This is a genomic window from Glutamicibacter sp., from assembly GCF_035257265.1.
Classification (GTDB): domain Bacteria; phylum Actinomycetota; class Actinomycetes; order Actinomycetales; family Micrococcaceae; genus Glutamicibacter.
This window is the reverse complement of the sequence record NZ_DATEXC010000032.1, coordinates 1-24,469: the sequence shown is the minus strand read 5'-3', so window position 1 is coordinate 24,469 and position 24,469 is coordinate 1. Positions and strand designations below refer to the sequence as shown.

Here is a 24,469-nt window from a genome sequence, read left to right as displayed (position 1 = left end):
GAAGTGAGAACAATGAATAACGAAGAACAGCATAGTGAGTCACAAGCTCCCAAGGAGCACTCGCTAGCTTCCAGCCTCGGCCAGAACGCAAAGCTATCGCAGAACGCAGACGGTGGGATCGATGTCATCGCCAGCGTTGGTGGCATGCGCGGAATTCTTGAGACGGTAATTCCGGGCTTTGTATTCGTGATGGTCTATGCGCTAAGCCGCGAATTGTCCTGGGCGCTGATCGCATCGATCGGGCTTGGCGTGATCTTAATGATTGTGCGGCTGATCAATAAATCGACATTGGTGCAGGCGGCCAGTGGGCTGATCGGCATCTTGATCTGTGCCTTTGCTGCCCGGTCCAGTGGGGAAGCCAAAGATTATTATGTTCCCGGCTTCTTCATCGGTGCCGGATACCTGGTAGCTCTTGTCATCTCGATTGCCATCAAATGGCCGTTGGCAGGAGTGCTGTTCGGTTTCATTCGCAACGAGGGAACCGAATGGCGGCAGCAACCGGGCAGGTTGCGCCGCTACGCCGTCGCCACTTGGATCATCATCGCGGTCTTTATCGCGCGATTGGCAGTCCAACTGCCGATGTATTTTGCTGACAACGTGGTGGCATTGGGCCTGGCTCGCGCACTGATGGGTGTGCCGCTGTACGCTGCTGGCCTGTGGTTTGCCTGGCTGGTCTCACGCCCGGCTACCGAGAAGTCCTAACGCTTTATCCCGCGCAGCGTAGTCCGCAAGGAAGCTTCGGCCTCGGGTGTGGTGATGAAGAAGATTTCGTCCCCGCCCTCGATAACATCATCATCGCTGGGTGGGAAGGGTGCTTTGTCTCGCACAATCGCCACAATCGTGGTGTCGTGCGGCCAAGCCACGCGGCCCAAGGTACGGCCGATCAGCTCGGAGTCGTGGGGCACGGTGAATTCCGCCATATGAACCTCGCCGCTTTTGAGCGTCAGTAGCCGAACCAGGTCGCCTACTTCGACGGCCTCCTCGACCAATGCAGTCATCAATCGCGGGGTGCTGACGGCTACATCGACACCCCACGCATCATCAAACATCCACTCATTTTTTGGATGGTTCACGCGTCCCACGGTACGGCGGACACCAAACTCACTCTTCGCCAGCAGCGAGACCACCAAGTTGACCTTGTCATCACCCGTGGCAGAGACAACTACATCAAACTCTTCGAGCTTGGCGCGTTGTAATACCGCCAGTTCGCAGGCATCTCCAATGAGCCACTGGACATTGTCCAGGTCTGCGCGTTCGGCCATTTCGGCTTTCTGGTCAACGACCAGCACCTCATGAGAATTCAAAACCAGCTCGCGGGCAATCGAGCTGCCCACCGACCCGGCGCCGGCAATCATAACTTTCACGTGGATTAGCTCTCTAGTCTCAGTCGCTGACGGCGACCGGTGCGTTGGCAAGTATTTTTTCGACGTCTTTACTTTGGTCCAAATTCATCATCACGTGTACCAAATCGCCGCCTTGCAGCCGCGTGCGGCTTTGCGGAATGGTTCCCTCGCCGAAACGAGTCAGGTAAGCCACACGGACCCCGGCAGCTTCCTCGACTTCTTTGACGAGGTGGCCATACCAATCACGATGCAAGGCAACCTCAGTCAGCATCAACCGTCCCGACGGTTCGCGGTAATCTCCGCGCATCGAGTAGTCCGGCAGGATGCGCCGCAACACTTGGTCGGTGCTCCAACGCACCGCTGCGACCGTGGGGATTCCCAGCCGCTGATAAATTTCTGCTCGTCCGGGATCGTAAATACGTGCCACAACATGGGGTACGTGGTAACTTTCACGGGCTACGCGGGTGGCAAGAATGTTGGAATTATCACCGCTGGAAACTGCTGCAAAGGCATACGCTTCCTCAATTTTTGCTTCAACTAAGGTGTCACGGTCAAAGCCGAGGCCAATAACTTTGCTGCCGGAGAACTCTTGTCCTAGCCGGCGAAAAGCCTCGGGGTCTTGATCAATAACGGCCACCGAATGCCCGGCTCCGTCCAGCGTATGAGCCAGCGCAACGCCTACGCGTCCGCAACCCATGATCACAAAGTGCGCCACCGCCAACTCCTCGCTTCTTACCACCAGTAAAACTTGCTTGTGCTGCTCAATGTACAGCTCCGAAAGCAACAATAGCCTCCGGTGCGAAGCACATCATTGACCCAACGCTACTGTCTAGGCCGTGCCCTGAGATAACGTTATCTCGTGCCTGCTTTATTTGATGGTCTCAAAAGGATCCTCGTGGGCCGACCGTTTAGCACTGAACAGCTTAAACGTAAACCGGTCCCACCCAAGATCGCCTTGCCGATCTTCTCCTCCAGCGCGCTGTCATCCTTGGCATACGCGCCTGACGAAATTTTGTTGACCCTTGCCATGGCCGGAATCGCCGCTACGATGCTTTCACCAGCTGTGGGAGTTGCGGTACTCGTGGTGCTTCTGGTGCTGGTGCTCTCGTACCGTCAGTCGGTAGAGGCCTACCCATCGGGTGGGGGAGACTACGAGATTGTCCGTAAGAACTTAGGTCCCCGCTCGGGAACCACCGTGGCTTCGGCGCTCCTGGTCGACTTTGTCTTGACGGTTGCCGTGTCCAGTTCCTCTGCGGCGCAGTACCTCTCTGGTGTTTTCCCGGCTTTGGGGGAGCACCGGGCCGCGGTCGCCTCAGCCATTGTTGCCTTCCTCGTGGTCGCAAACTTGCGAGGACGAGGCCAAGGACGCTGGTCCTTGGCAATTCCGGTGTACCTATTTGTCGGCGGCATGCTGGTGATGATTGCCGTCGGTGCCGTGCTGGCCTTCACCGGAAACTTAGGGTTGGCCCCTAGCGCCGAATTTACAATCATCCCGGAACAAGAATTTGCCACCGGTATGCATGGAGTTGTTGGGGCGTTACTGATCCTGCGCGCGTTTTCCACCGGTTCGGCCGCGCTGACCGGAATCGAAGTACCGATTTCCAACGTCCACTACCTCAGCAAACCGCGTGCCAAAAATGCGGGTCGCATTCTGTTGGCCATGGGGCTATTGTCCGGTGTGCTGACCCTAGGTACGTTGATGCTGGCGCGGGCTACAGGCATTAAGGTAGTCGCCGATCCGCAGACTTCACTGATGCTAGACGGTGAACCTATCTCCGAGGCCTATGCGCAAATACCGGTGCTGGGCCAGCTGGCCCAGGCCGTTTTTGGGAACTTTTTCCTCGGCACCGTGGTGGTTTCGATTCTGACCATCGCGGTACTGCTGCTGGCCGGGAACCAAGCTTTTAACTCGTTCCCAAACCTCGCCAGCCACTTAGCCTCCGATGGCTTTCTACCGCGACAACTACGCACCCGAGGGGATCGCCTTGGGTTTTCCAACGGCATCTTATCTCTGGGTCTTGCTGCCATTGTTCTGATTCTGTTGTTCAACGGTGACGTGACAATCCTGGTGCAGCTTTATGTGGTCGGGGTGTTTGTTTCCTTCACCCTTAGCCAACTGGGCATGCTCAAACACTGGTCCCGGGTGCTCGTGACGGTGACCGACCGGAAGATCCGTGCGGCGAAGCGCCGCAAGCGTCTGTTGAATCTGATCGGCTTGATTTTGTCACTGCTGGTTTTGGTGGTTGTGCTTGCCACTCGGTTTGTTCACGGAGCCTGGCTTGCGGTGCTGGGCATCGTAGCGCTGACACTGATTATGGAATCTTTGCAACGTCATTACCAGCAGGTCGACAGCGAATTATCGATTGATGATGAGCACTCGGCCACCGCGCTGCCGGCAAGAGTTCATGCCTTGGTACTCGTGTCCACGGTACGTAAACCGGTGCTACGCGCCCTGGCTTTCGCCCGGGCCTCGCGTCCATCAAAGCTGGAAGCGATCATCGTGGATATCGAAGCGGAGAAAACCGCGCGCACCTTAGCAACCTGGGATCGATTGCGCATCCCGGTTCCGATCACCGCGCTGGCCTCTCCATACCGCGATATCGCCGGACCCTTGATCGAACATATCCGGTCGATTAGGCGGGAATCACCAAGGGATCTCATCGTGGTTTACATTCCCGAATACGTGGTCGGCCACTGGTGGGAGCAACTGGTGCACAACCAGACCGCCCAACGGGTCAAAAACCGACTGCACTACGAACCTGGAGTGCTCATTGCCTCGGTGCCTTGGCGCCTGCTGAGCTCTTCCGACGCACTGCTCGGTGCACCGACCGAGGAATCCTCGGCGCACCGAAACACCTCACCTCACGAAGGATAATACTTATGAACGCTGCCGAAACTTTAGAACTACGCCTGGGCTCCATTGCACATGGTGGACACACCGTGGCACGGCATGAAGGTCGAGTAATCTTTGTCCGCCATGGGATTCCCGGCGAACTGGTCAACGTGGTGTTGACGGATGCCGGGGAAACCGCCAAGTTTTGGCGCGCCGATGTTGTTGAAGTACTCGAAGCCAGCGAACATCGAGTGCCTCATGTCTGGGATCAGGCCGATGCGCTGACTCACCGTGACCCGGTGGGAGGAGCAGAATTTGGCCATATTAGTCTGGATTACCAGCGCGTGCTCAAAGCGCAGGTGGCCGCGGAGCAGCTGACTCGTCTAGGTGGGCTGAAGGCCGAAGACTACAATTTCCCAGAGGTGCAGGCAGTACCCGGTAATCCGGACGGCCTTGGCTGGCGTACCCGGATGTCCTACTCGGTGACCGAGAACGGCCGTTTGGCTATGAGCGGTTTTCGCAGCAATGAACTGACCGAGATTACCCAAATGCCTTTGGCGCATCCTGGGATCGAAGCCATAGGGCTGTATACCGTGGACTTTAGCGGAATCGATCGGGTGGAAGCCGCGGTTTCAAGCCAGGACGATTCCACGGTGCTCGTGCTGCTTTCAGAAGTTAGTCCCGGTGCCGCATTGCGTGTGGCGAAGCAACTTCCAGAGGGTGTCAACCTTGCCGTCTTTAGCCAGGTGGGCGGTTCTGCAGCTGACGGCAAAGGCGAGCTAGAAGTTATCGCCGGCAACGGTTGGCTCACCGAGCAGGTATTGGGCAATTCCTTCCGGATTACCGGTGAAGGTTTCTGGCAGGTGCACCGAAGTGCCGCAACGCTGTTGACCGAGCGCGTCATGGATCTCACGGCCCCAGACTCTGGCGAAGTCATCGCCGACCTTTACGCCGGCGCGGGACTTTTCTCCTTGCCGCTAGCCGAAGCTGTTGGACCTCAAGGCCGGGTCTTTAGCATCGAAGGTGCACCGGGAACGCACTCGGATGCGAAGAAAAATTTAGCTCAGACCCCACAAGTAACTGTGACACGCGGCCGGGTAGAACGCTTGATGCGCCAGCTGGCTCGCGAGGCTCAGCTGGATGCTGTGGTTTTGGATCCACCGCGCACCGGTTTGGATAAGCAGTCAGCAGCGGAATTGGCTGCTAGTGGTGTTCCGCGCATTTGTTACGTCTCGTGTGACCCGGCAGCTTTTGCCCGAGATACGGCCCGTTTGATGGCTCGCGGCTACGAATTAGATCACATGGAGATTCACGATTTATACCCGCATACTCACCATATGGAGTCGATTGGTCTGTTCGTCCGCCGTTAGACGATGATTTTAGGGGCTTGAATCACAAATTAAGCGTAAAATTTCTGCGGATCCGGCATTTTCTCTCAGTTGCGGATAGACTGGGGTTAGCTCTGCAGCAATACAAATATGACATTCTCAGTTAGGAGCGCCTAACTGGAATTATGTTTGAGCATGCATAAAGAATGAGTGTCTGGCGAGAGGAGTCCCAATGAGTAAAGTGGACAGTTTCGGTGCCAAGGGCGTACTTGACGTCAAGGGAACCGAATATGAAATTTACCGACTGAATACGGTCGAAGGCTCGGAAAGCCTTCCCTACAGCTTGAAGGTTCTACTTGAGAACCTGCTTCGCACTGAAGATGGTGCGAACATCACCGCAGACCACGTAAAGGCCGTAGGCCAGTGGGATGCATCGGCTCAGCCGAACACCGAAATCCAGTTCACGCCAGCCCGCGTGCTGATGCAGGACTTCACCGGTGTACCTTGCATCGTTGACCTTGCAACCATGCGCGAGGCAGTGCAGGAACTCGGTGGAGATCCTACCCGCGTGAACCCACTGGCACCTGCCGAAATGGTCATCGACCACTCCGTGCAGATTGATACCTTTGGTTTCGCAGGCGCCGTTGAGCGCAACATGGAAATCGAATACCAGCGCAATGGTGAGCGTTACCAGTTCCTGCGTTGGGGCCAGACTGCATTTGACGACTTCAAGGTCGTCCCACCAGGCACCGGCATTGTGCACCAGGTCAACATCGAGTTCCTGGCTCGCACCGTGATGACCCGCGAAGTTGACGGCGTGCTGCGCGCATACCCAGATACTTGTGTCGGCACCGACTCACACACCACCATGGTTAACGGTATGGGCGTGCTGGGCTGGGGCGTGGGTGGCATTGAGGCCGAGGCAGCAATGCTCGGCCAGCCTGTCTCCATGCTGATCCCACGCGTTGTCGGCTTCAAGCTTGCTGGCTCGATCCCAGCCGGCGCGACCGCAACCGACGTGGTGCTGACCATCACCGAAATGCTGCGTAAGCACGGCGTTGTTGGCAAGTTTGTTGAGTTCTACGGTGAAGGCGTGGCAGCAGTGCCACTGGCTAACCGTGCAACTATTGGCAACATGTCCCCAGAGTTCGGCTCCACCGCCGCAATGTTCCCAATTGACGACGTCACCCTGGATTACCTGCGCCTGACCGGCCGCAGCCAGGAGAACGTGGACCTCGTTGAGGCTTACGCCAAGGAACAGGGCATGTGGCACGATCCAAGCCGCGAGATCCGTTTCTCGGAATACCTCGAGCTGGATCTTTCCACCGTTGTTCCATCGATCGCCGGCCCGAAGCGTCCACAGGACCGCATCGAGCTGTCCTCGTCGAAGGAACAGTTCCGCAAGGACATCCACAACTACGTATCGAACACCGAAGACACCCAGGGTGTTGGACGTCCATCGACCGCAGTTGAGGTCACCAAGGAAGATGGTCAGAAGTTCACCATCGACCACGGTTTGGTTTCGATCGCTTCGATCACCTCGTGCACCAACACCTCCAACCCTTCGGTGATGCTTGCCGCTGCAGTTCTTGCACGCAATGCTGCCGACAAGGGTCTGGCCTCCAAGCCTTGGGTCAAGACTTCGGTCGCCCCGGGCTCGAAGGTTGTAACCGAGTACTACGAGAAGTCCGGCCTGATGCCATACCTGGAGAAGCTTGGCTTCTTCGTGGTCGGTTACGGTTGCGCAACTTGTATCGGTAACTCCGGTCCATTGGATGCCGAGATCTCCGAGGCAATCAACACCAACGACCTCGCAGCCACCGCAGTTCTTTCGGGTAACCGTAACTTCGAAGGCCGCATCAACCCAGACGTAAAGATGAACTACCTGGCCTCCCCGCCACTAGTTATCGCTTACGCACTGGCCGGCACCATGGACTTCGACTTCGAAACCGATTCCCTGGGCAAGGACAACGAGGGCAACGATGTCTTCCTGAAGGACATCTGGCCATCGCCTGTCGAGGTTCAGGAAATCATTGATTCCTCGATCGACGAAGGCATGTTCGCCAAGGGTTACGAAGGCGTCTTCGAAGGGGACGAGCGCTGGAAGGCACTTGACACCCCAGAAGGCTCGACCTTCAAGTGGGACGAGAAGTCGACCTACGCACGTAAGGCACCTTACTTCGACGGCATGACCGCCGAACCAGCTCCGGTTGAGGATATCTCCGCAGCTCGTGTTCTGCTCAAGCTTGGCGATTCGGTCACCACCGACCACATCTCACCTGCAGGTTCGTTCAAGTCGGAAACCCCGGCTGGTCAGTACCTGATCGCAAACGGTGTGGATCGCAAGGACTTCAACTCCTACGGCTCACGCCGTGGTAACCACGAAGTCATGATCCGCGGTACCTTCGCGAACATCCGTATCAAGAACCAGCTGCTGGACGGCGTCGAGGGTGGCTTCACCCGCGACTTCACCCAGGATGGCGCTCCACAGTCGTACGTGTACGACGCTGCGGAGAACTACAAGGCAGCCGGCACCCCGCTGGTCGTTCTTGGTGGTAAGGAATACGGTTCGGGCTCCTCGCGTGACTGGGCTGCCAAGGGCACCGCACTGCTGGGTGTCAAGGCCGTCATCACCGAGTCCTTCGAGCGTATCCACCGCTCGAACCTAATCGGCATGGGCGTTCTGCCACTGCAGTTCCCACAGGGCGAGTCCGCTGATTCGCTGGGTCTAACCGGTACCGAGAGCTTCTCGATCTCCGGCGTGACTGAGCTGAACAACGGCACCACCCCGAAGACCCTGAAGGTGACCGCTACCGCCGAAGACGGCAAGGTCACCGAGTTCGATGCGGATCTGCGTATCGATACCCCAGGCGAGGCAGATTACTACCGTAACGGTGGCATCCTGCAGTACGTCCTGCGTCAGATCGCAGCTTCTAACTAAGGTCTTGACCACTAGTTAGTTTCAGCTTCTGAAACAACCCGAAGGCCTCAAAGCGCAAGCTTTGAGGCCTTCGGCCGCTTAACCTGGACTGATCCGCTTGCATCAGTCCGCCCACAAAATTCAGCCTCAGCGAGCCTCGGCCAGCGACTAGATTTCCTTCTCGAAAGAATCACTGTGAAGGCCTATAAACGGTGAAAATTCTCTTTAGTATGGGAAGTGAACCGCACAAGGAGCTTGAAACATGCGTCGTAGCTGGCACCAGGAACTGCTCACCGAAGACCAAGCCGCACGAATAGAGGAATGGCTCACCGATCCACAACTTGTCGCAGATCTCTCGTGGGGCCTGACTGACACCAAGGTTCTGCAGCTTCGATCAAGTGGACGACAATATATCCTCAAAACTGCTGGACCGAGGAATCATCACATGCAACGCGAATTTGCAGCTCACGCGAGGTTTACAAGACCACTGGTTGAGCGAGGAATAACTGCCCATGCACGCTTTGCCGACGAGCCCTTGCGGCTTTTGGTGATGGATTATCTGCCCGGGTACTTATGCGACCATTCGCCGGCCGCATTGGATCCAGAAATCCACGTACAGGCCGGACATGCGTTGCGCCTTTTCCACGAGCAATCTTCGTACAACGACGAGAACTACGAGGAAATTTTCATTCGCAAATGCCGTAGCTGGCTTGCGGATGACCATCGAATCGATCAGCGCCTCGCAGCACGCGCGAGCACTGCACTGCGTGAATATCGCACCGGGCCTGCCCTGTTGGTACCAACCCATGGTGACTGGCAACCACGCAACTGGATCATTAATGGGGACAGTCTGCACGTCATTGATTTTGGTCGTTTCGACTTTCGTCCTGCGTCGAGCGATCTGAACCGGTTAGCCGTTCAGCAGTTCAAAGATGCACCAGAATTGGAATCCGCGTTCCTTGAAGGATACGGAGATGATCCACGAGATTCCAGAACTTGGCCGGTCATTTCGTTACGCGAAGCAATCGGGACCGCGGTCTGGGCCTATCAGGTAGGAGACACCGATTTTGAAGCGCAGGGGCACCAGATGTTGTCAGATGCGCTGGATCTGTTCTGAGAAACTCATAAACACCACGCCCGGCGCGAAATTTCAGTGACAGTAGTCAAGGTCATTGTCAGGAAATTCGCACCATCACCAAACGTGACGGATAATGGAAAGTGCCCTGCGAAAGCTATAATAAGTGTTTCGCATGGATTGACCGGTCCGTAATGGGCGAACATGTAAAGGGGATGACAGTGTCTTTATTGGAGACCATCAATAAGCCTAGCGATCTGCGGGCTCTCACCCTGGAGCAGTTGGAAGAGCTCGCAGGAGAAATCCGCGCCTTCCTCATCGCCAACGTTGCGCGTACCGGCGGCCATCTCGGCCCAAACCTGGGTGTCGTTGAACTGACGCTAGGCATCCACCGAGTCTTCGATTCACCGACCGACTCCATCGTTTTTGACACCGGGCATCAGTCCTACGTCCACAAATTACTCACTGGACGCAAAGACTTCACCACCTTGCGCCAGCAAGGCGGTCTGGCCGGATACCCTGACCGTAGCGAGTCCGAGCACGACATCGTCGAGTCCTCACATGCTTCCGCCTCCCTGTCCTGGGTTGATGGCATCTCGCGGGCCAACAAACTTCGTAAGCAGACCGAGCGCTACGCCATCGCGCTAGTCGGCGACGGCGCACTGACCGGCGGCATGGCTTGGGAAGCGGTCAACAATATTGCCGCTGACAAAGACCGCAAGGCCATTATTGTCGTCAATGACAACGGGCGTTCCTACGCGCCAACCATCGGCGGGCTCGCCAACCAGCTCTCCGGGCTGCGTCAGCAACTAGATAAATTCCGCACTCACCCGTCCTATGAGGATGCCATGAGCAAGCTCAAGGGCAAGCTCAAAGATTCGGGCGCCGTAGGAACTTTCGCCTACAAATCTTTGCACGCCACCAAAAAGGGAATCAAAGATTGGTGGGCCCCGCAGGGATTGTTCGAGGACCTTGGGCTGAAATACATTGGCCCGATCGACGGGCATAACCAGCGCGCCGTTGAAGAAGCGTTACTCCAGGCCAAGCAATTCGGTGGCCCCGTATTGGTGCACACGTTGACCGAAAAGGGTCATGGTTATGCTCCGGCCATCGCCGACGTGGCAGACCAGTTCCACGCGGTAGGCGTGATCGACCCAGAAACCGGCGTCCCGGTATCGAGTGGGGGAGCCAAAAGCTGGACCAGCGTCTTTGGCGATGAAATTGCTTTAGTTGCCGACGAACGTGATGACATTGTCGCAATCACCGGGGCCATGTTGCAGCCGGTGGGCCTGAAGAAAATGGCAGACAAATATCCAGAGCGCGTCATCGACGTTGGTATTGCCGAACAGCACGCGATGACAGCCGCCGCTGGCTTAGCCTTCGGTGGTCTGCACCCAGTGGTCTGCGTCTACGCGACCTTCCTGAATCGTGCCTTTGATCAGCTACTGATGGACGTTGCCCTGCACAAGGCCGGCGTGACCATCGTGCTGGACCGTGCCGGAGTCACCGGCCCAGATGGTCCCAGCCACCACGGTATGTGGGATATGGCGTTGACCCAGATCGTGCCGAATCTTCATCTGGCGGCGCCTCGCGATGCCTCACGCTTGCGCGAAGAACTGCGCGAAGCACTGGCCATCGACGACGCACCAAGCGTGGTGCGCTTCTCTAAGGGGTCGGTCGGTGAAGAAGTTGAGGCGATTGATCGATTGCCTGACGGGGTTGATGTGCTCGCTCGCCTCGGAGATCGGGCCGCCCCGGACGTGCTGATCGTTTCGGTCGGAGCCATGAGCGAACTGTCGCTGGACGTGGCACAAAGGCTGAACAGCCAAGGCATCTCTGTGAGTGTCGTTGACCCACGCTGGGTGCTGCCCGTTCCAGCTTCCGTCGTCTCGCTCGCCGCTCGCCACCGCATCGTGGTCTGCATCGAAGATGGCGTGCGCGCCGGAGGTGTCGGTTCCCGCTTGCGCACCGAGATGCGGGCAGCCGGAGTAGACACGGCACTGAACGAAGTCGGTTTACCTACAGAATTCCTAGCCCACGGCACCCGCGCCCAGGTACTCGAGCGGGTGGGACTCACCGCTCAGCAGGTGGCTCGGGATACCTTAGCCCAGGTGCTTGGAACTAAGGTGCCGTTCGCGCGCCCGCTGCCTGGACAAGATTTACCAACTGGCCAGATCCCCAAGCTGTGAGCGCACCAATGCCGTTTCCCACCGGACTGACGCGCACCCCGGAACCGGTGCGTTTCGGCTCGCTCATTGTCAGCCGCGCATGGAAATACGATGGCACGCCGCATTGGGTGGTCCCCGGATTTTATTTAGGCGCCGATGAACATGGTCATTGGCTGCACCAACCGGCGGGTTCCTTGGTAGCCCGTCCCGGCACCGCACATTTGGCGCGCACCGATGCGCTTTGCCTCATTCCGCACCATGGTTTCTGGGTTGCTACCCTCTACTCGGACCCAGCCGACGATTTTGACGTTTACATCGATCTGGCCACCTCGATCGGCTGGCATCAGCTGCGCCGTGGGGGATGGGAAGTAAATTCGGTCGATATGGACCTCGACGTCATTCGTTCACGTACCCGAGGTACCTTTTTAGACGATGAAGATGAGTTTGAAGAGCACGCGTTGAAGATGAACTACCCCGAAGAACTACAGCGTCAGATGCGCGAGACCAGCGCGTCACTCATGGCCCAGGTAGCGGAAAACCTACCACCTTTCACCGACTCACACCGACAAATTTGGCTGGCAAAGGTCGCGGAACTTCCACGCTGAGCCCAGCATTATCACCACTACTAAGGACAAAAAGATGGCGATTATTCGCACCTACCGGCTGGATGAGAAGAACGAACTGCAGTTCCGCGAAGCCTGGTACCAGCAGTTTGATGAAGACGAGCTGGGCCAGTTCGTGATTAATCACGGAACCGTGGGCCACATGTCAAAGACCAGCGATGTTCAAGATGTCAAGGTGGAACGAGCCGACGAGCTTTTCGCCGGCTTCCTTGCTGCCTGCGAAGAAGACGGCTACGCACAGATCCCAGCCGAAGAGCAGAGCTGGGTGATTGTCCAGTATGCGCTAAAAACCAAAGACGGCACTGAGCGCGATCGCTACATGGAGAAAAAAGCCAAGGAAGCGCTCACCGGACACCTGGCCTGGCGTGGACTAGGGACCGTTGAATCAAGTGATTTCGCACCCAACAAGCTCAATATTCGGATCCTTTCGCCGGCTCCGAAACTCGCAGTCGCCTCGGTCAAGGTATGCGTCCGTGACGCCAAATTGGATACCACTAAGATGAGTGTCGGAATTGCCCCGTACGACAATATTGAAGCGGTCAAGATGGCGCACCCAATGCCTGCCAAACCGTTTTCACTGAGCTAAAAACCTTCGGGCCAGGACACCGGCCCACATTAGCTTCTCCATGAACTAAGGACAAAGGACAGATGATTCCTCAAGAGGACCGGGACGAAACCCCGGGGGCCAAGCGTAAGACATCGCAATTTGGTGCTACACGCACACCTCTGCACTTGGTGTTTCAGGCTTGCCTCGGCGTAATCGTTGGTATCGGTATCACCTCGCTGCTGAGCGAAGTCTCGCACGTACAGGTGGCCCTAGCTGGGGTGTTCGTGGTGCTTGCCGCGTGGATCGTGGAGCAGGGCTTCCGTTTGCCGGCACCGAATACAAAAACCGGTGCGCGTATCCGGCTGATCTTGCGCCTGGTCGCGCTGGTTGGTTTCACGATCGCCGTGAGCTCACTGCTGACTTTGATCGACGCCTAACCGCAGTTAGGAATTTTCGAATCTTGGCGGTTAAGCTAAGCCGGCCAGAACATCTTCTGATGTTCTGGCCGGCTTAGTGTTTTTGACTAAAATCCTTAGTCGGTGCCGGAGTCAAATGCTGCGGACTCGATGGCGCGGTCCGTTGCCAGACCCGATTCGTCGACCGGTGAGGCGTCGACGATGTCGTTCGCTCCACCATTTTCCAGTGCGCCAACCAGCTTCGCGGTGGATCCGCCCACCAGGCCCATGCCTGCATACTGTTCCAGGCGACCGCGCGAATCGGCGATATCCAGGTTACGCATGGTCAGCTGACCGATACGATCCAGTGGACCGAAGGCTGCGTCACCTACGCGTTCCATGGACAGCTTGTCCGGGTGGTAGCTAAGGTTTTCACCTTCGGTGTTCAGGATCGTGTAGTCATCGCCGCGACGCAAACGTACGGTTACGGTACCGGAGATGGCCGAACCGACCCAGCGCTGCAGCGACTCGCGCAGCATCAGAGCCTGTGGATCCAACCAGCGGCCCTCGTACATCAGGCGGCCCAGACGGCGGCCTTCGTTGTGGTAGCTGGCTACGGTGTCTTCGTTGTGGATCGCGTTGACCAAGCGCTCGTACGCGATGTGCAGCAGCGCCATAGCAGGTGCTTCGTAGATGCCGCGCGACTTCGCTTCGATGATACGGTTCTCGATCTGGTCGCTCATGCCCAGACCGTGACGGCCACCGATGATGTTCGCCTCGTTGACCAGGGCCACCGGATCGGTGAACTCCTTGCCATTGATGGCTACCGGACGGCCGGCGGAGAAGGTGACCGAAACATCTTCGGACTTAACCTCAACCGATTCGTCCCAGTACTTCACGCCCATGATTGGCTCGACTGCCTCAAGCGAGGTGTCCAGCAGCTCCAGGGTCTTTGCTTCGTGAGTTGCGCCCCAGATGTTGGCGTCGGTGGAGTAAGCCTTTGCTGCCGAGTCGCGGTATGGGAAGCCGTGCTCCTGCAACCATTCGCTCATCTCCTGGCGGCCGCCGAGCTGAGCGACGAATGCTGGGTCAAGCCATGGCTTGTAGATACGCAGCTTCGGGTTGGCCATGAGGCCGTAGCGGTAGAAGCGCTCGATGTCGTTACCCTTGTAGGTCGACCCGTCGCCCCAGACATCCACGCCGTCTTCGCGCATTGCACGAACGAGCAGGGTGCCGGTGACGGCGCGGCCCAGTGGGGTGGTGTTGAAGTAGGCTTTTCCGCCGGAGCGGATATGGAAGGCGCCGCAAGCAAGTGCTGCGAGGCCTTCTTCGACCAAGGCTGGTTTGCAATCGACCAGGCGCGAGGCTTCGGCACCGTATTCCAGAGCACGGTCTGGAACTGCATCGATGTCTGGCTCGTCGTACTGGCCCAGATCGCCGGTGTAGGTGTAAGGGATGGCGCCCTTGTCGCGCATCCAGGCAACTGCGACCGAAGTATCAAGGCCGCCGGAGAACGCGATACCGACGCGTTCGCCGACAGGGAGAGAGGTGAGGACTTTTGACATGTTTCCATCCTAATGGATAAATATGCAACACAGTGAATCGAGGTGTGAAATGTTCAGCACACCGTCCTACCCGATAGCCTATGGGTAAGTCGCCGGCTAAGTGAAGCGGCACCGCGCAAATTATCAAAGAGGTGCTCATGGAATTTCGTCAGCTTGGCCGCAGTGGTCTGAGCGTTTCGGTTGTTGGACTCGGTTGCAACAACCTGGGGCGCCCAGGAACGGCCACGGAATCACAAGCCGGAACCGACGCGGTGATCCACGCCGCCCTCGATGCAGGAATCACCCTCTTTGATGTCGCCGACAGCTATGGGCGTGAGCCAGGACTATCCGAAGAACGCCTTGGCAAGGCGCTGGGCAATGCACGTGAAGACATCGTGCTTGCTACCAAATTTGGCATGGACATGAAGGGCGTGAATGGTCCAGACTTCAACGCCCGCGGATCTCGGCGATACATCGTTAAAGCGGTAGAAGCTTCATTGCGCCGATTGGGAACCGATCACATCGACCTCTACCAATTTCATACTCCTGATGCGAACACCCCCATTGAGGAATCGTTGAAAGCTCTCGATGATCTGGTGAGCAGCGGAAAAGTGCGTTATCTCGGGCACTCGAATCGCGCGGGCTGGCAAATTGCGCAGGCCGAGTATGTGGCCCGTGAGTTGGGCACCGAACGCTTTATTTCAGCGCAGAATCATTACAACCTTATTGATCGCCGAGCCGAGCTGGAGGTCTTGCCCGCAGCAAAGGAATTCAGGCTCGGCGTGTTGCCCTACTTCCCGCTGGCAAACGGTTTGCTGACCGGAAAATATTCCAAGGGGCAGGCTCCAGAAGGAAGCCGATTGACGCACGCTCGTCAGGCGTTGCTTGAAACCAGTGACTTCGAGCAGCTGGATAAGATTGCTGCATTCGCTGCGCAAAGAGATCTCACCCCAGCACAACTCGCATTCTGCTGGCTCGCGGCTCAAGAGCCAGTATCCTCGGTCATTGCCGGGTCGACGCGTCCGGAGCAGGTTACGGCCAATGCAGAGGCTATTAGCTGGGTCCCCACGGACACCGAGCGTGAAGAAATCAACCAGATCTTCTCTAGCCCACAGAAGGTGGCCTTGTTCTAAGCTGAATCTCCGCTCATCACGAACGCAGGGATTCTGATCAATACGGCGTCTGAGGAAGATCGGTACGGAAATTCACGCTAACGTCATGCCGGTGTCGATCCTGGAGTAGATGGGGCTTGATAAATATTGAAATTCCCGACGTCAAGCTTCCGCTGGGTCGGGCAAACGCTGAGAGCCGAACGTTGATTTTTCGAAAGTGACAAATATGGGTCAGTGAGTGGTTGTGCGTTCCCAGCGGCGACCAGCCACTGACTAGTCGACAAAGCGTTCAAGGTCCTCTGCGAATGTCTGGTCGGCGAATCCGCTGATTCCCGCGGCCTGCAATCACTTAGAAAATCAACTGCCCATGAACCCTTTCAACAGGTTTCGAACGCCTTAGTGTAAGTTTTCGGGCAGAACTTTCTCAGACCCCGGATCTGGGATACAACACTTTCGTGCAGTCGGATGCTTCCTCCGCGGCAGACGTATCGTCCCACCAGGCCTCCCTCGGATCTATGGGGCTGTTCGCTCGCGTCACGTCCGTTCCGGAAATCTCTGCCGCGTTTGATGCCAGCGGTTCTGCCGCCGCGCACCAGCAGGTCTAAGCCCGGAGCGGTTCAGGAAGGCGCTCTGGGCTGTCTGGCGTGTTGAGGTATAGCCGGAGTCCCAGTTAGTAATGACCCCGAATCATTGATCCGGGGTCATTTTCATTCGATAATGGGACGTTACGCCTACTTGGGGTTAGACGCAGCGCACACCACTTTCAGTTCCTACATGGGGGAAAGGAACTGGGCTTCCCAGCGCGGTGTAATTCCACGCTAACAGTAAAAAAGTCCAAATAGGAGTTTGGGTAGTAAAAATTACTTCAAGTTTTAAACCAGCAGTGAAGTGCACAGAAATTGAATTCCGAAGAATTGTTACCTGCGTTCGTCAAACTTCCGATTTCAAATATATGAATGGCGATCAAATGGAGGTACGTTATTAGACGTGCAAGGGGTTAACACGGATCGTGGGGACGATCTGCGTTGTAAATGTTTAACTATGGGGATAGTTGAACGGCCCGGACGCCAAACGCGAATCCCGCCCTCCTCGCGAGGGCGGGATTCTCTTTCTAATTAGAATTCATGCCTCTAGTCTTTTTGTTCCCGGAATGACCACCACCTATCGGGCATGGCTTAGAAAAGACTTTCCTGACACACCCGGCAACTGGCGAAACGAAGGAACAAAGGATTTTGGCCTATAGAGCCAGCGGAGCGGTAACGGGCGGATGTTTCAACTTCCTATTACCCCTCAGTACAGTTTTACTTCACAGCAGTTTTGCGTTTGCGCCGCATGGCCAGCGCTCCGACAAATAAAAGAGCGACGCCACCGACTGCAAGCATCAAGCTGCTGAACCCTGTTTCAGCTAACTCAGTTGAACTTTGCTTAGCTACCCGCATCTTCTTCGCAACAGGGTTAGCGACCTCTTGCAAACGCTTACTCATGGCCTTCACAGTTTTTACTGCGGGAACAATCTCAGATGCCTCAGGATGAATATTTGTGCCAGGGAGCGGTGCTGGCGAGGCTGACGGTTGGATTACAGGCTCATTTTCAGGTCCGTTGAGATAGCGGTTAACGAAGTCATCAAACCATCCTGTTCCGTCGTCGAACCACTCCCGGTAGGTCTTGATAAGTTTGCTTAGTTCTTCTGGTGATTTAATCTGGTCGAACTCGAAGGTGAGGAAGAATCCAAGTAGTTGATAACCCTCATCGGTCATCAAGTACTCTTCCCATTGCTTATCACTCCACTCATCGCTTCTCGCAGGCGTCCTGCGTTCCAATTCTTCAAAGAACGCTAGTTCTTCCGGCGTGAGTTCGAAACCAAAGTCATCGCCATAGTATTCGTCGAAAAACTCATTGGTGAGGCGTTCAATTTCCTGGCCTTCAGGGGTCGAATAGAACGCATCCCACTGCGCTTCGTCCCAGCCGTCGCTACCTTCGGGGATCATCTGGTCGATTTTCTCCCAGAAAGCACGTTGTTCCTCAGAAAGCGTGTCTTCCCACTCAGGCAATGTTTCGTAGTACTCGTCCCAGAGACGATCGTACTCAATGCCGTCCTCGCTCTGGGTGAAGTCTTTCCACTGCTGCTCAGTCCAGTCATCCATCCCCTTCGGAGTGATCTTCTCGAGCTTTTTCAGGATCTCTTCCTGCTCAGGAGTTAGCTCATCGTCCTCATCGGTCAGCAGCGAAGTCGAATTGGGATGTTCGGCTGTCGAAGATTCGCTGGGTTCCGGACTGGGCGTGCCTTCTACAGATTCCGGGCCGTCTTCTTCGGTTACTGTTTTCTCTTCAACGATGTCAGCGGTGGGAGCGGTCGGGGCAGGAACCGATGATGGCTCTGTCGAAGTCGTAGGTGCGGGCCCAGTGGTGCTTTCGGTGGGCTGCGGTATTGCCGTCTCGGCATTTTGTTCTTCGCTGAAGTCGGCGGGTATTTCAGCTTGTTGTTGATCGGAGTCATCTTCAGCAACCGGGGCATAGGTTTCGGAGATATCGGAGGGGGCTCTTGTCTCCGTTTCCGGGATTGATTCCGGGGCGGTTTGGGACGGGCTGCTACTCGGCTCCGGGGCCGGGAATCCGCTGTCTGAAATGGCGGCATGCTGGGTGCTGCTCGATGATGGCATCATTTGCGTAGCATGCGCTGGCGCTGCCGAAAGGAGTAGGCCTGAGATAACTGCGGTGGAGAGCAAAGCTCCAGGGACGCGAGGGGTCATGTTTTCCTGTTTTCTATGCGGAAGCGCATCGGTGACAGGTACTGGCGCTGCTAATGGAGCGCTGGAGGGGGCACCTGTAACCGGTCGTGCATTCGGGTGAATGCACATGGAAGATAAATTTAGCGTACTTATTCTGGTGTGGAAAGCATCCCGGTTCCAGAAAAAATGGTCTTTTCGTCGCCTGATTCTCACTGGCTCACTGGTAGGGGTAGCTGAGCGTGAGCTGTGGGATGATGTTCTGAGTATTTTTACTTTAATTTTTTGGGGAATTATGGGATTTCTGCGCCGTATCGTTTCAGCCATCGGCATTTTGTCGTTATCGCCTTCAATCCTTGTCCCGGTAGCCTATGCTGCGCCTAGTACGGCGCTTTCTTGTAGTGAGTCTTTGGATGATTCCTCCGAGGTGGTTACTGGCCTGTCGTGTCGCAACGTCACTTCTTTGCGTCAGCTTCCGATGGCCAAGAGCGTTGAGTGGATCTCGGTCGAAACGCTTCAGGGGCAGACCTTGAACGGGTTGGAAGTACTAGGCCAGAACCCGCAGCTGCGCAGCATTGGGATGACAGAGGCCCCACCAGCAACGCTTTCGGAAGTCGCGAAACTGCCTGCATTGGAAGAACTGGACCTGGTATTCCCCAGGGACCGCATCGTTGACCTTGCGCCACTGGGCAATATTGCAACCCTCAAATCTCTTGATGTTCTTGCGTCGAGCTCCACTGATTACCGTTGGGCAACCTCACTGAAGAACCTGGAACAGTTGGACGTCTCAACGTACGGCCAAGAACGCGTGGATCTGAAAATCGGTGAAACCGCAAGCATCAAACCAGTGCTCGCTGTTGACGGAACCACGCTCACTCCGAAGGAGTATCTCGGCCACCACACTGAACGACGACTCACTGACATCACTGCCACAGGTGTGACCGCGCGTAAAGCTGGAGTTGGGAACCTCCTCGTGGATTACAGGAGCGAAGAAGAGCCGATCCCTGGAATGCCGAATCTCGGGTCGGTCAGCTACCACTCGTCGTGGCACTTTGGCATTCGCGATACTGTCACGTTCACGCCTATTGGCTTGGCACAGAATCCATCGTTCGAGGGCCACGATATTGCGGTCATTGGAGATCTGCTTCTGGCACCGGTGAGCAACTATCCTTTCGCGCGTTTGCAGTGGATGCGCAATGGCGAAGCGATTCCCGGAGCTACGGGGCAGACGTACCGGTTAGCTAGAAAGGATACTAACGCCGTGATCGAGGTGGATTACTCCACCAAACCCGTGTTTGAGTCCTCGGTGTATTGGGTTGCTGCGGTCAAAAACACTGTCAGGTACGGGATACCTATTTCATCTAGTGTGGGAGCTCTTCCGAAGCCCAAGATCACCGGAAGCAAGATCGTGACTGAGAAACTCACTGCCAGAGTGGATGCTTCGTATTTCCCTGGATTCAAACGAAGTTTCCAATGGTATGTCCAGGGGAGCCCCGTTACTGGGGCGACCGGGTCAACTTTTGTTCCTGGTGCTAAGTTCCCTGATCTGAAGGTCTCTGTCCAGGTTAGTTTCCATTGGTCAGATGAGTTCTCTGCGAGTTTGCCGACCAGTGACCCGGTGAAAGTTGGCAAGGGAAACTTCGCTGTTGGCAAACCCGCCATCACCGGGACAGCCCAAGTTGGCAGCAAATTGACTGCGAAGGCAGCCACTTCGAGACCTGCCTCGCAGTCCGTTAGCTACCAGTGGATGGTCAATGGGCAGAAAATTAAGGGTGCTAGTGGCAAAACTTACTCCCTGACCAAAACCGATCTGAACAAGCGCGTTTCCGTCTCGGCGAAGTACTCCATGACGAACTACAACACGAAAACTGTCACGAGTGCGTCTACTGCCAAGGTCGTTCCAGCGAAGCTGAAAGTAGTGAAGAAGCCTGCGATCACAGGCAAGAAGGCTACTGGCAAGGTATTGAAAGTTAGCGCGGGCACCTACAATACGAAGGGCGTCAAAGTCTCGTATCAGTGGTTGCGCTCGGGAAAGATCATCAAAAAGTCCACGAAGCCCCGCTACACCGTGATTAAGTCGGACACTGGCAAGAAACTGACAGTCCAGATTACCGCCTCGAAGCCTGGATACACCACAGTGGTGACGAAGCTGAGCAAGAAATAAACGCTGCTTACTCGTCGTGGCTCTTCACTGGTTTCTGAGCGCTCAGGTTTAGTCATGCCGGCAAGCCTGCTACGTGGGACACATGAACCGAGAAGGTCGGTTGCTCGAGTGGCCGGGAAATGCGAATGGTCAAGTGCCCGATAAAGACACTTGACCATTCGACTGGGTTTTTCGCACGAATGAGTGAGGTGAAACGCTCGATCCGAACAATGCGAAGCTCAGGTCAGGACCTGAACCACGCATGACTCTAGGCTAAACCGCCTTTGGCGCCCACATTGTTCACCACGCCCTGAAGATGGAGTGGCCACCCACTAAGTTAGCTCACCGGTTCGTTTCTCGCGCAGTGCGGCAAGAAGTCCGCACATTCTGCCAAACGTGATTGAGCTACGTAGGCTCTCGAAAGTCTGTGGCGACACCTCGGCTGTGAAGTTGGCCCAGAGTGCTGATCAAATGTTCCGTCCGACACCTAGGCCAAGGAATCCTGTAACGAACCTGATCCAGCCCTGATTGCCAACCGAATAAGATCCTCGTTGGGGACGGTACGGATGTTTCCTTGTAGTTCGGATGGTGAGCCTGGTACCCGCAAACTTGGATAGAGACATTAACCGGAGAGATCACCCGATTCCTGCCCACGCGCTAAGCCAACGAAACTGTTGGCCAGCCAGAGGGAATGAGTCAGAACCAGGGGAGCAAGGTTTTTACCTGCTGGTACCCGCAGCGACCGGGGCCGATATGCGTCAGGGTGCTGGCAGCGGGTAGCGTGCAGCTGTGGTATTCACAGTCCGCATCGCGGTGCACGTGGGGATCTTGTGGGCGACGGCGGTATGCTTCCAGAATTTCGCACGGAACTCAGCAATGGACTGCGTTGTGAGGTGATCGAAGAACTCTCCCATGGTGAGCCGATCCGTAGCTGCCTTCGTGACTGTCAGGGCGGTTTGCGGGATGGTGACATGCGCCATGAGTAACTCTTCAGTATGCGCATCAAGCATTGCTATCAGGACTGCCCGTCCGTGGAGCGACACCATCCCCATGGCATCATTGAGTGATTCGGCCGGTTGGGTCATGACGATTGGCATTCCCGGCGCCCAGCCAAAGTCGGACAGGTGAGCTTTGCCTTCACGTGTGGCGAGAAAATCTGCGACTCTGACTGCGGTCTGGGTTCGATCGATTCGACCGGGCATTTAGGATACTTCCTTTTCTAGCACTGCTCATGAAAATTGTGAGGGAGGTCAGGAATCCAGAGCAGAGTAGGCTTTGGGCTGGCCCTGCCGCTGGGGGCTGCCGCCTTGTGCTGGCGACAGGTGGTGCAGTTTCTAGACGATGTGCAAATCTGTCCGTGGCTTGCTGGCTTCAATCACCATGCCAGGAGCAGGGGGTAGCACGGGTGCAGCGAAGGGATGATCCAGCCAATGCTTGGGGAGTTCAACACCATCTATATGCTCAGGGGAGGCGAGGAGGCTTCCCCTGCCGGCGACAGCGAACTGCAGGTTGCGCACCTCAAACTGGACACCGAGGGCCTTTTCCATCTGCGGTAAGAGCGCCTCATCGACGTATTGCATCAGCTCGGAAACCTGGACTTCGCTCTTCGCGGTACATGCCAAATTCACCACCAGCGCCTCTGCAGATCCAGTGATAGTGCAAATTGCTGAATGCACGCTGTCTCTACTACGGCACTGCTGCGCGCCGAAGACTGCGATGTCTTGCATCCGCGCACTCCACGCCTTGACACGACGCGTGGTGGTCTCTACAGGAACTGCTAGGGATTTTTTCATCTTTCACTCCGGCACTGGTTGCTGTTGCGTAGTAGAATATGATTAGACTGTCTAACTATTAGACAGGTTACATTATTTTTTTTCGTTTCGACAAGCTGGATCTCGAGCAAAAGCCAGGGGGAGCCTGCGGGGTGCGGGCAGCAAGTTCATATCCGGCGGAGGGAGTTCTCATGAGCAGTTATAAGGCCAGCGGGTACTGGTATCAGGAGGGAAGCTCGGTGCCCGAGGCAGTGGATTTGTTGAACCTCATGCGACGCTACCGTGAGGCGGAACGGAAGATGCGAGCTGTCGCTCGTGGTTCGATGGGAATGAATGAAACCGATATGTCTGCGTTGCGCTTCCTTCTGAGGGAGCACCGCAAAGGGGTGATTCCCCGCCAACGAGATTTTGCTGAAGAACTGGAGATTTCCAACGCTTCAGTGTCGGTGCTGATAGACCGGTTATGCCGTGACGGCTATGCCGAACGTATTGTGCATCCTGCAGATCGGCGGTCGGTGGGGATTGTGCCCACGGAACACAGTGACACCGAGGTCCGCGGGACGCTGCGTCAGATGCATGAGCGAATGCTGGATGCGGTGAGCTCGCTGTCCGAGAGCGAGCGCATTGCCGTCGCCAAGTTCTTGGAATCGATGATCGGCAGCGTGGAGACAGATGTCCGCCGAACAGGCACTCTCGGGCAAACGGAGCCGCGGGTCTCTGCTATGGCTGGGGGAGCACGTTTTTCCCCATCGGATAATGCATAGCATCACGGGCGAGACCAATGTGGCGCTTCGGGAGCAACCCCGTTTGGAGTAGATGCTTTGTCGTTTCTGTTGGAAACCTTGTGGTTGATGCCATCTTCGCCGAAAGGGAGTATTTTTGAGCCAACCCGAATTTATCTAGCCTGTCTAACAAGAATGGAGTGATTCTCATGCCGCGTAGACGTATTAATGTCAGTGTCAGCCATGATGAGTTCGAAGATCTGAATAATGCGCTGGAGGACCATCGTGATGGTTTCAAGCAGAGGGCTGAAGAGGCGACGAATGGCTTCGGTTTGGAGCCTGGATATTGGTCTGACCGAGCCCAAGAAGTTGAGAGCCTGCGCGTGAGTGTCCATGAGCACAGTACGCTGGAATCTGACCGGCGCGAGCTTTCTCCTACGGAGCGGCAGGCAGGTACCGATCCTAGGCCGTCGCTGGATCAGGATTTCGATTCCCGCTAATGAGATGCTTGCGAAGACGTGTAGCACTCACCTTGAATGGATATGGCAACGGTCCACCACGATTTTGTGGTGGACCGTTTTTGAAGGAATAAAGATTAGGCACGCTTGCGCGTAAGCAGCGCCCAGATGGCCAGCACAATCAATGAACCAATGGCTAAGAGCCTAGTGGACAGGGATCAGAACTGGTCAACGCCTACGTTGAAGAGTGCTGAGCCGATCCAGCCACCCACAATCGCACCGAGTACATCTAGAAGCAGCGGAGCGAACCATCTGCCGCCCTGTTCTCGTGGCTTAGGGGCCTTCGCGAGACCGCTGGCAATTAATACCAGAATGGTCCAACCTAGAATAACCCACAGTGTTCTCCTCGTTGCGCCGTGATGCTGGGGAAAACACGCCACCGCTCTGGCTCGACGGTCGGTGTACCTTCGAGCGAATCCTTATTCAAACGCTGATGCGAATACACAGAAAAGCCTTTGCAACCCCAACTGGAGCTGCAAAGGCTTCTAATCTCTTCAAGCAATGGAAAACGAAGCGCCATCTACTAGGAGAGCTCAACCTGCGGTAACCACGCAAGAGGGCGCGTTGACTCATCATGAATGCTCGCGAAATGAAGCCCATGCCTCATTTACTTTTGCTCGCGAAAACTCTGGTGTTCCAGCGAGCATAGCGGTGTGCTGGAGTGATGAAACAAGGACTCTCGATGAACACTCGTCATCAA

20 protein-coding genes are annotated in these 24,469 nt (G+C 56.0%); 14 read left to right on the top strand and 6 right to left on the bottom strand.

Features of this window, described 5'->3' with window-relative positions; genetic code table 11:
- The first annotated feature begins 12 nt into the window (after positions 1-12).
- A complete protein-coding gene (locus tag VJ369_RS07755) occupies positions 13-702 on the top strand; it encodes a DUF3159 domain-containing protein (RefSeq protein ID WP_324091514.1) in 690 nt (229 codons plus the stop codon).
- On the opposite strand, the gene VJ369_RS07750 is transcribed toward VJ369_RS07755, so the two are convergent.
- Together VJ369_RS07750 and VJ369_RS07745 are read right to left on the bottom strand one after the other, a co-directional pair.
- Positions 699-1,364 carry a TrkA family potassium uptake protein gene (locus VJ369_RS07750; protein WP_324091513.1) on the bottom strand — a complete coding sequence of 222 codons (666 nt, stop codon included), beginning with the start codon at positions 1,362-1,364 and terminating at the stop codon, positions 699-701. The two genes, VJ369_RS07755 and VJ369_RS07750, sit on opposite strands and share 4 nt — an antisense overlap.
- Before the next feature lie 19 nt (positions 1,365-1,383).
- Positions 1,384-2,058 (bottom strand): potassium channel family protein, encoded by a 675-nt coding sequence (locus tag VJ369_RS07745; RefSeq protein ID WP_096254283.1) that lies wholly within the window; start codon positions 2,056-2,058, stop codon positions 1,384-1,386.
- Between the two features lie 144 nt (positions 2,059-2,202).
- Here VJ369_RS07745 and VJ369_RS07740 point away from each other — a divergent pair, with 144 nt between their 5' ends.
- The 8 genes from VJ369_RS07740 to VJ369_RS07705 all read left to right on the top strand — a co-directional run bounded on the left by VJ369_RS07740 (position 2,203) and on the right by VJ369_RS07705 (position 13,274).
- Positions 2,203-4,218, top strand: coding sequence for an APC family permease (locus VJ369_RS07740; RefSeq protein WP_414652634.1), 2,016 nt, complete (start codon positions 2,203-2,205; stop codon positions 4,216-4,218).
- A 5-nt stretch (positions 4,219-4,223) separates the two neighbouring features.
- Complete coding sequence (locus VJ369_RS07735) at positions 4,224-5,546, top strand: class I SAM-dependent RNA methyltransferase (protein WP_324091512.1); 1,323 nt, start codon at positions 4,224-4,226, stop codon at positions 5,544-5,546.
- Between the two features lie 190 nt (positions 5,547-5,736).
- Positions 5,737-8,445: an aconitate hydratase AcnA gene (gene acnA / locus VJ369_RS07730; RefSeq protein ID WP_324091511.1), complete on the top strand. Its 2,709-nt coding sequence runs from the start codon at positions 5,737-5,739 to the stop codon at positions 8,443-8,445.
- Between the two features lie 241 nt (positions 8,446-8,686).
- Positions 8,687-9,541 (top strand): phosphotransferase, encoded by an 855-nt coding sequence (locus tag VJ369_RS07725; RefSeq protein ID WP_324091510.1) that lies wholly within the window; start codon positions 8,687-8,689, stop codon positions 9,539-9,541.
- A gap of 179 nt (positions 9,542-9,720) precedes the next feature.
- The gene (dxs, locus tag VJ369_RS07720; RefSeq protein WP_324091509.1) at positions 9,721-11,688 is read left to right on the top strand and encodes a 1-deoxy-D-xylulose-5-phosphate synthase; all 1,968 of its coding nucleotides are present in this window, start codon (positions 9,721-9,723) and stop codon (positions 11,686-11,688) included.
- On the top strand, positions 11,685-12,272 hold the full coding sequence (locus VJ369_RS07715; protein ID WP_324091508.1) for a DUF402 domain-containing protein: 588 nt from the start codon (positions 11,685-11,687) through the stop codon (positions 12,270-12,272). Before dxs ends, VJ369_RS07715 begins: the two co-directional genes overlap by 4 nt.
- Positions 12,273-12,306: 34 nt before the next feature.
- A complete protein-coding gene (locus tag VJ369_RS07710) occupies positions 12,307-12,876 on the top strand; it encodes a hypothetical protein (protein ID WP_324091507.1) in 570 nt (189 codons plus the stop codon).
- A 62-nt stretch (positions 12,877-12,938) separates the two neighbouring features.
- Positions 12,939-13,274 carry a hypothetical protein gene (locus VJ369_RS07705; protein ID WP_324091506.1) on the top strand — a complete coding sequence of 112 codons (336 nt, stop codon included), beginning with the start codon at positions 12,939-12,941 and terminating at the stop codon, positions 13,272-13,274.
- A gap of 95 nt (positions 13,275-13,369) precedes the next feature.
- On the opposite strand, the gene argG is transcribed toward VJ369_RS07705, so the two are convergent.
- Positions 13,370-14,797, bottom strand: a complete 1,428-nt coding sequence (gene argG, locus VJ369_RS07700; RefSeq protein ID WP_324091505.1) for an argininosuccinate synthase — start codon at positions 14,795-14,797, stop codon at positions 13,370-13,372.
- A 137-nt stretch (positions 14,798-14,934) separates the two neighbouring features.
- Between argG and VJ369_RS07695 the strand changes: the two genes are divergently transcribed.
- Both VJ369_RS07695 and VJ369_RS07690 read left to right on the top strand, forming a co-directional pair.
- Positions 14,935-15,909, top strand: coding sequence for an aldo/keto reductase (locus VJ369_RS07695; RefSeq protein WP_324091504.1), 975 nt, complete (start codon positions 14,935-14,937; stop codon positions 15,907-15,909).
- Between the two features lie 434 nt (positions 15,910-16,343).
- A complete protein-coding gene (locus VJ369_RS07690) occupies positions 16,344-16,493 on the top strand; it encodes a hypothetical protein (RefSeq protein WP_324091503.1) in 150 nt (49 codons plus the stop codon).
- A 696-nt stretch (positions 16,494-17,189) separates the two neighbouring features.
- Here the strand turns inward: VJ369_RS07690 and VJ369_RS07685 are convergent.
- A complete protein-coding gene (locus VJ369_RS07685; protein WP_324091502.1) occupies positions 17,190-18,551 on the bottom strand; it encodes an LPXTG cell wall anchor domain-containing protein in 1,362 nt (453 codons plus the stop codon).
- A 193-nt stretch (positions 18,552-18,744) separates the two neighbouring features.
- Here VJ369_RS07685 and VJ369_RS07680 point away from each other — a divergent pair, with 193 nt between their 5' ends.
- Positions 18,745-20,778: a hypothetical protein gene (locus VJ369_RS07680; RefSeq protein WP_324091501.1), complete on the top strand. Its 2,034-nt coding sequence runs from the start codon at positions 18,745-18,747 to the stop codon at positions 20,776-20,778.
- A 737-nt stretch (positions 20,779-21,515) separates the two neighbouring features.
- On the opposite strand, the gene VJ369_RS07675 is transcribed toward VJ369_RS07680, so the two are convergent.
- Both VJ369_RS07675 and VJ369_RS07670 read right to left on the bottom strand, forming a co-directional pair.
- The gene (locus tag VJ369_RS07675) at positions 21,516-21,959 is read right to left on the bottom strand and encodes a hypothetical protein (protein ID WP_324091500.1); all 444 of its coding nucleotides are present in this window, start codon (positions 21,957-21,959) and stop codon (positions 21,516-21,518) included.
- Between the two features lie 132 nt (positions 21,960-22,091).
- Positions 22,092-22,550 carry a hypothetical protein gene (locus tag VJ369_RS07670; RefSeq protein WP_324091499.1) on the bottom strand — a complete coding sequence of 153 codons (459 nt, stop codon included), beginning with the start codon at positions 22,548-22,550 and terminating at the stop codon, positions 22,092-22,094.
- A gap of 170 nt (positions 22,551-22,720) precedes the next feature.
- Here VJ369_RS07670 and VJ369_RS07665 point away from each other — a divergent pair, with 170 nt between their 5' ends.
- Together VJ369_RS07665 and VJ369_RS07660 are read left to right on the top strand one after the other, a co-directional pair.
- A complete protein-coding gene (locus VJ369_RS07665) occupies positions 22,721-23,293 on the top strand; it encodes a MarR family winged helix-turn-helix transcriptional regulator (RefSeq protein WP_324091498.1) in 573 nt (190 codons plus the stop codon).
- A 167-nt stretch (positions 23,294-23,460) separates the two neighbouring features.
- Positions 23,461-23,751, top strand: coding sequence for a hypothetical protein (locus tag VJ369_RS07660; RefSeq protein WP_324091497.1), 291 nt, complete (start codon positions 23,461-23,463; stop codon positions 23,749-23,751).
- The last annotated feature ends 718 nt before the right edge of the window (positions 23,752-24,469 follow it).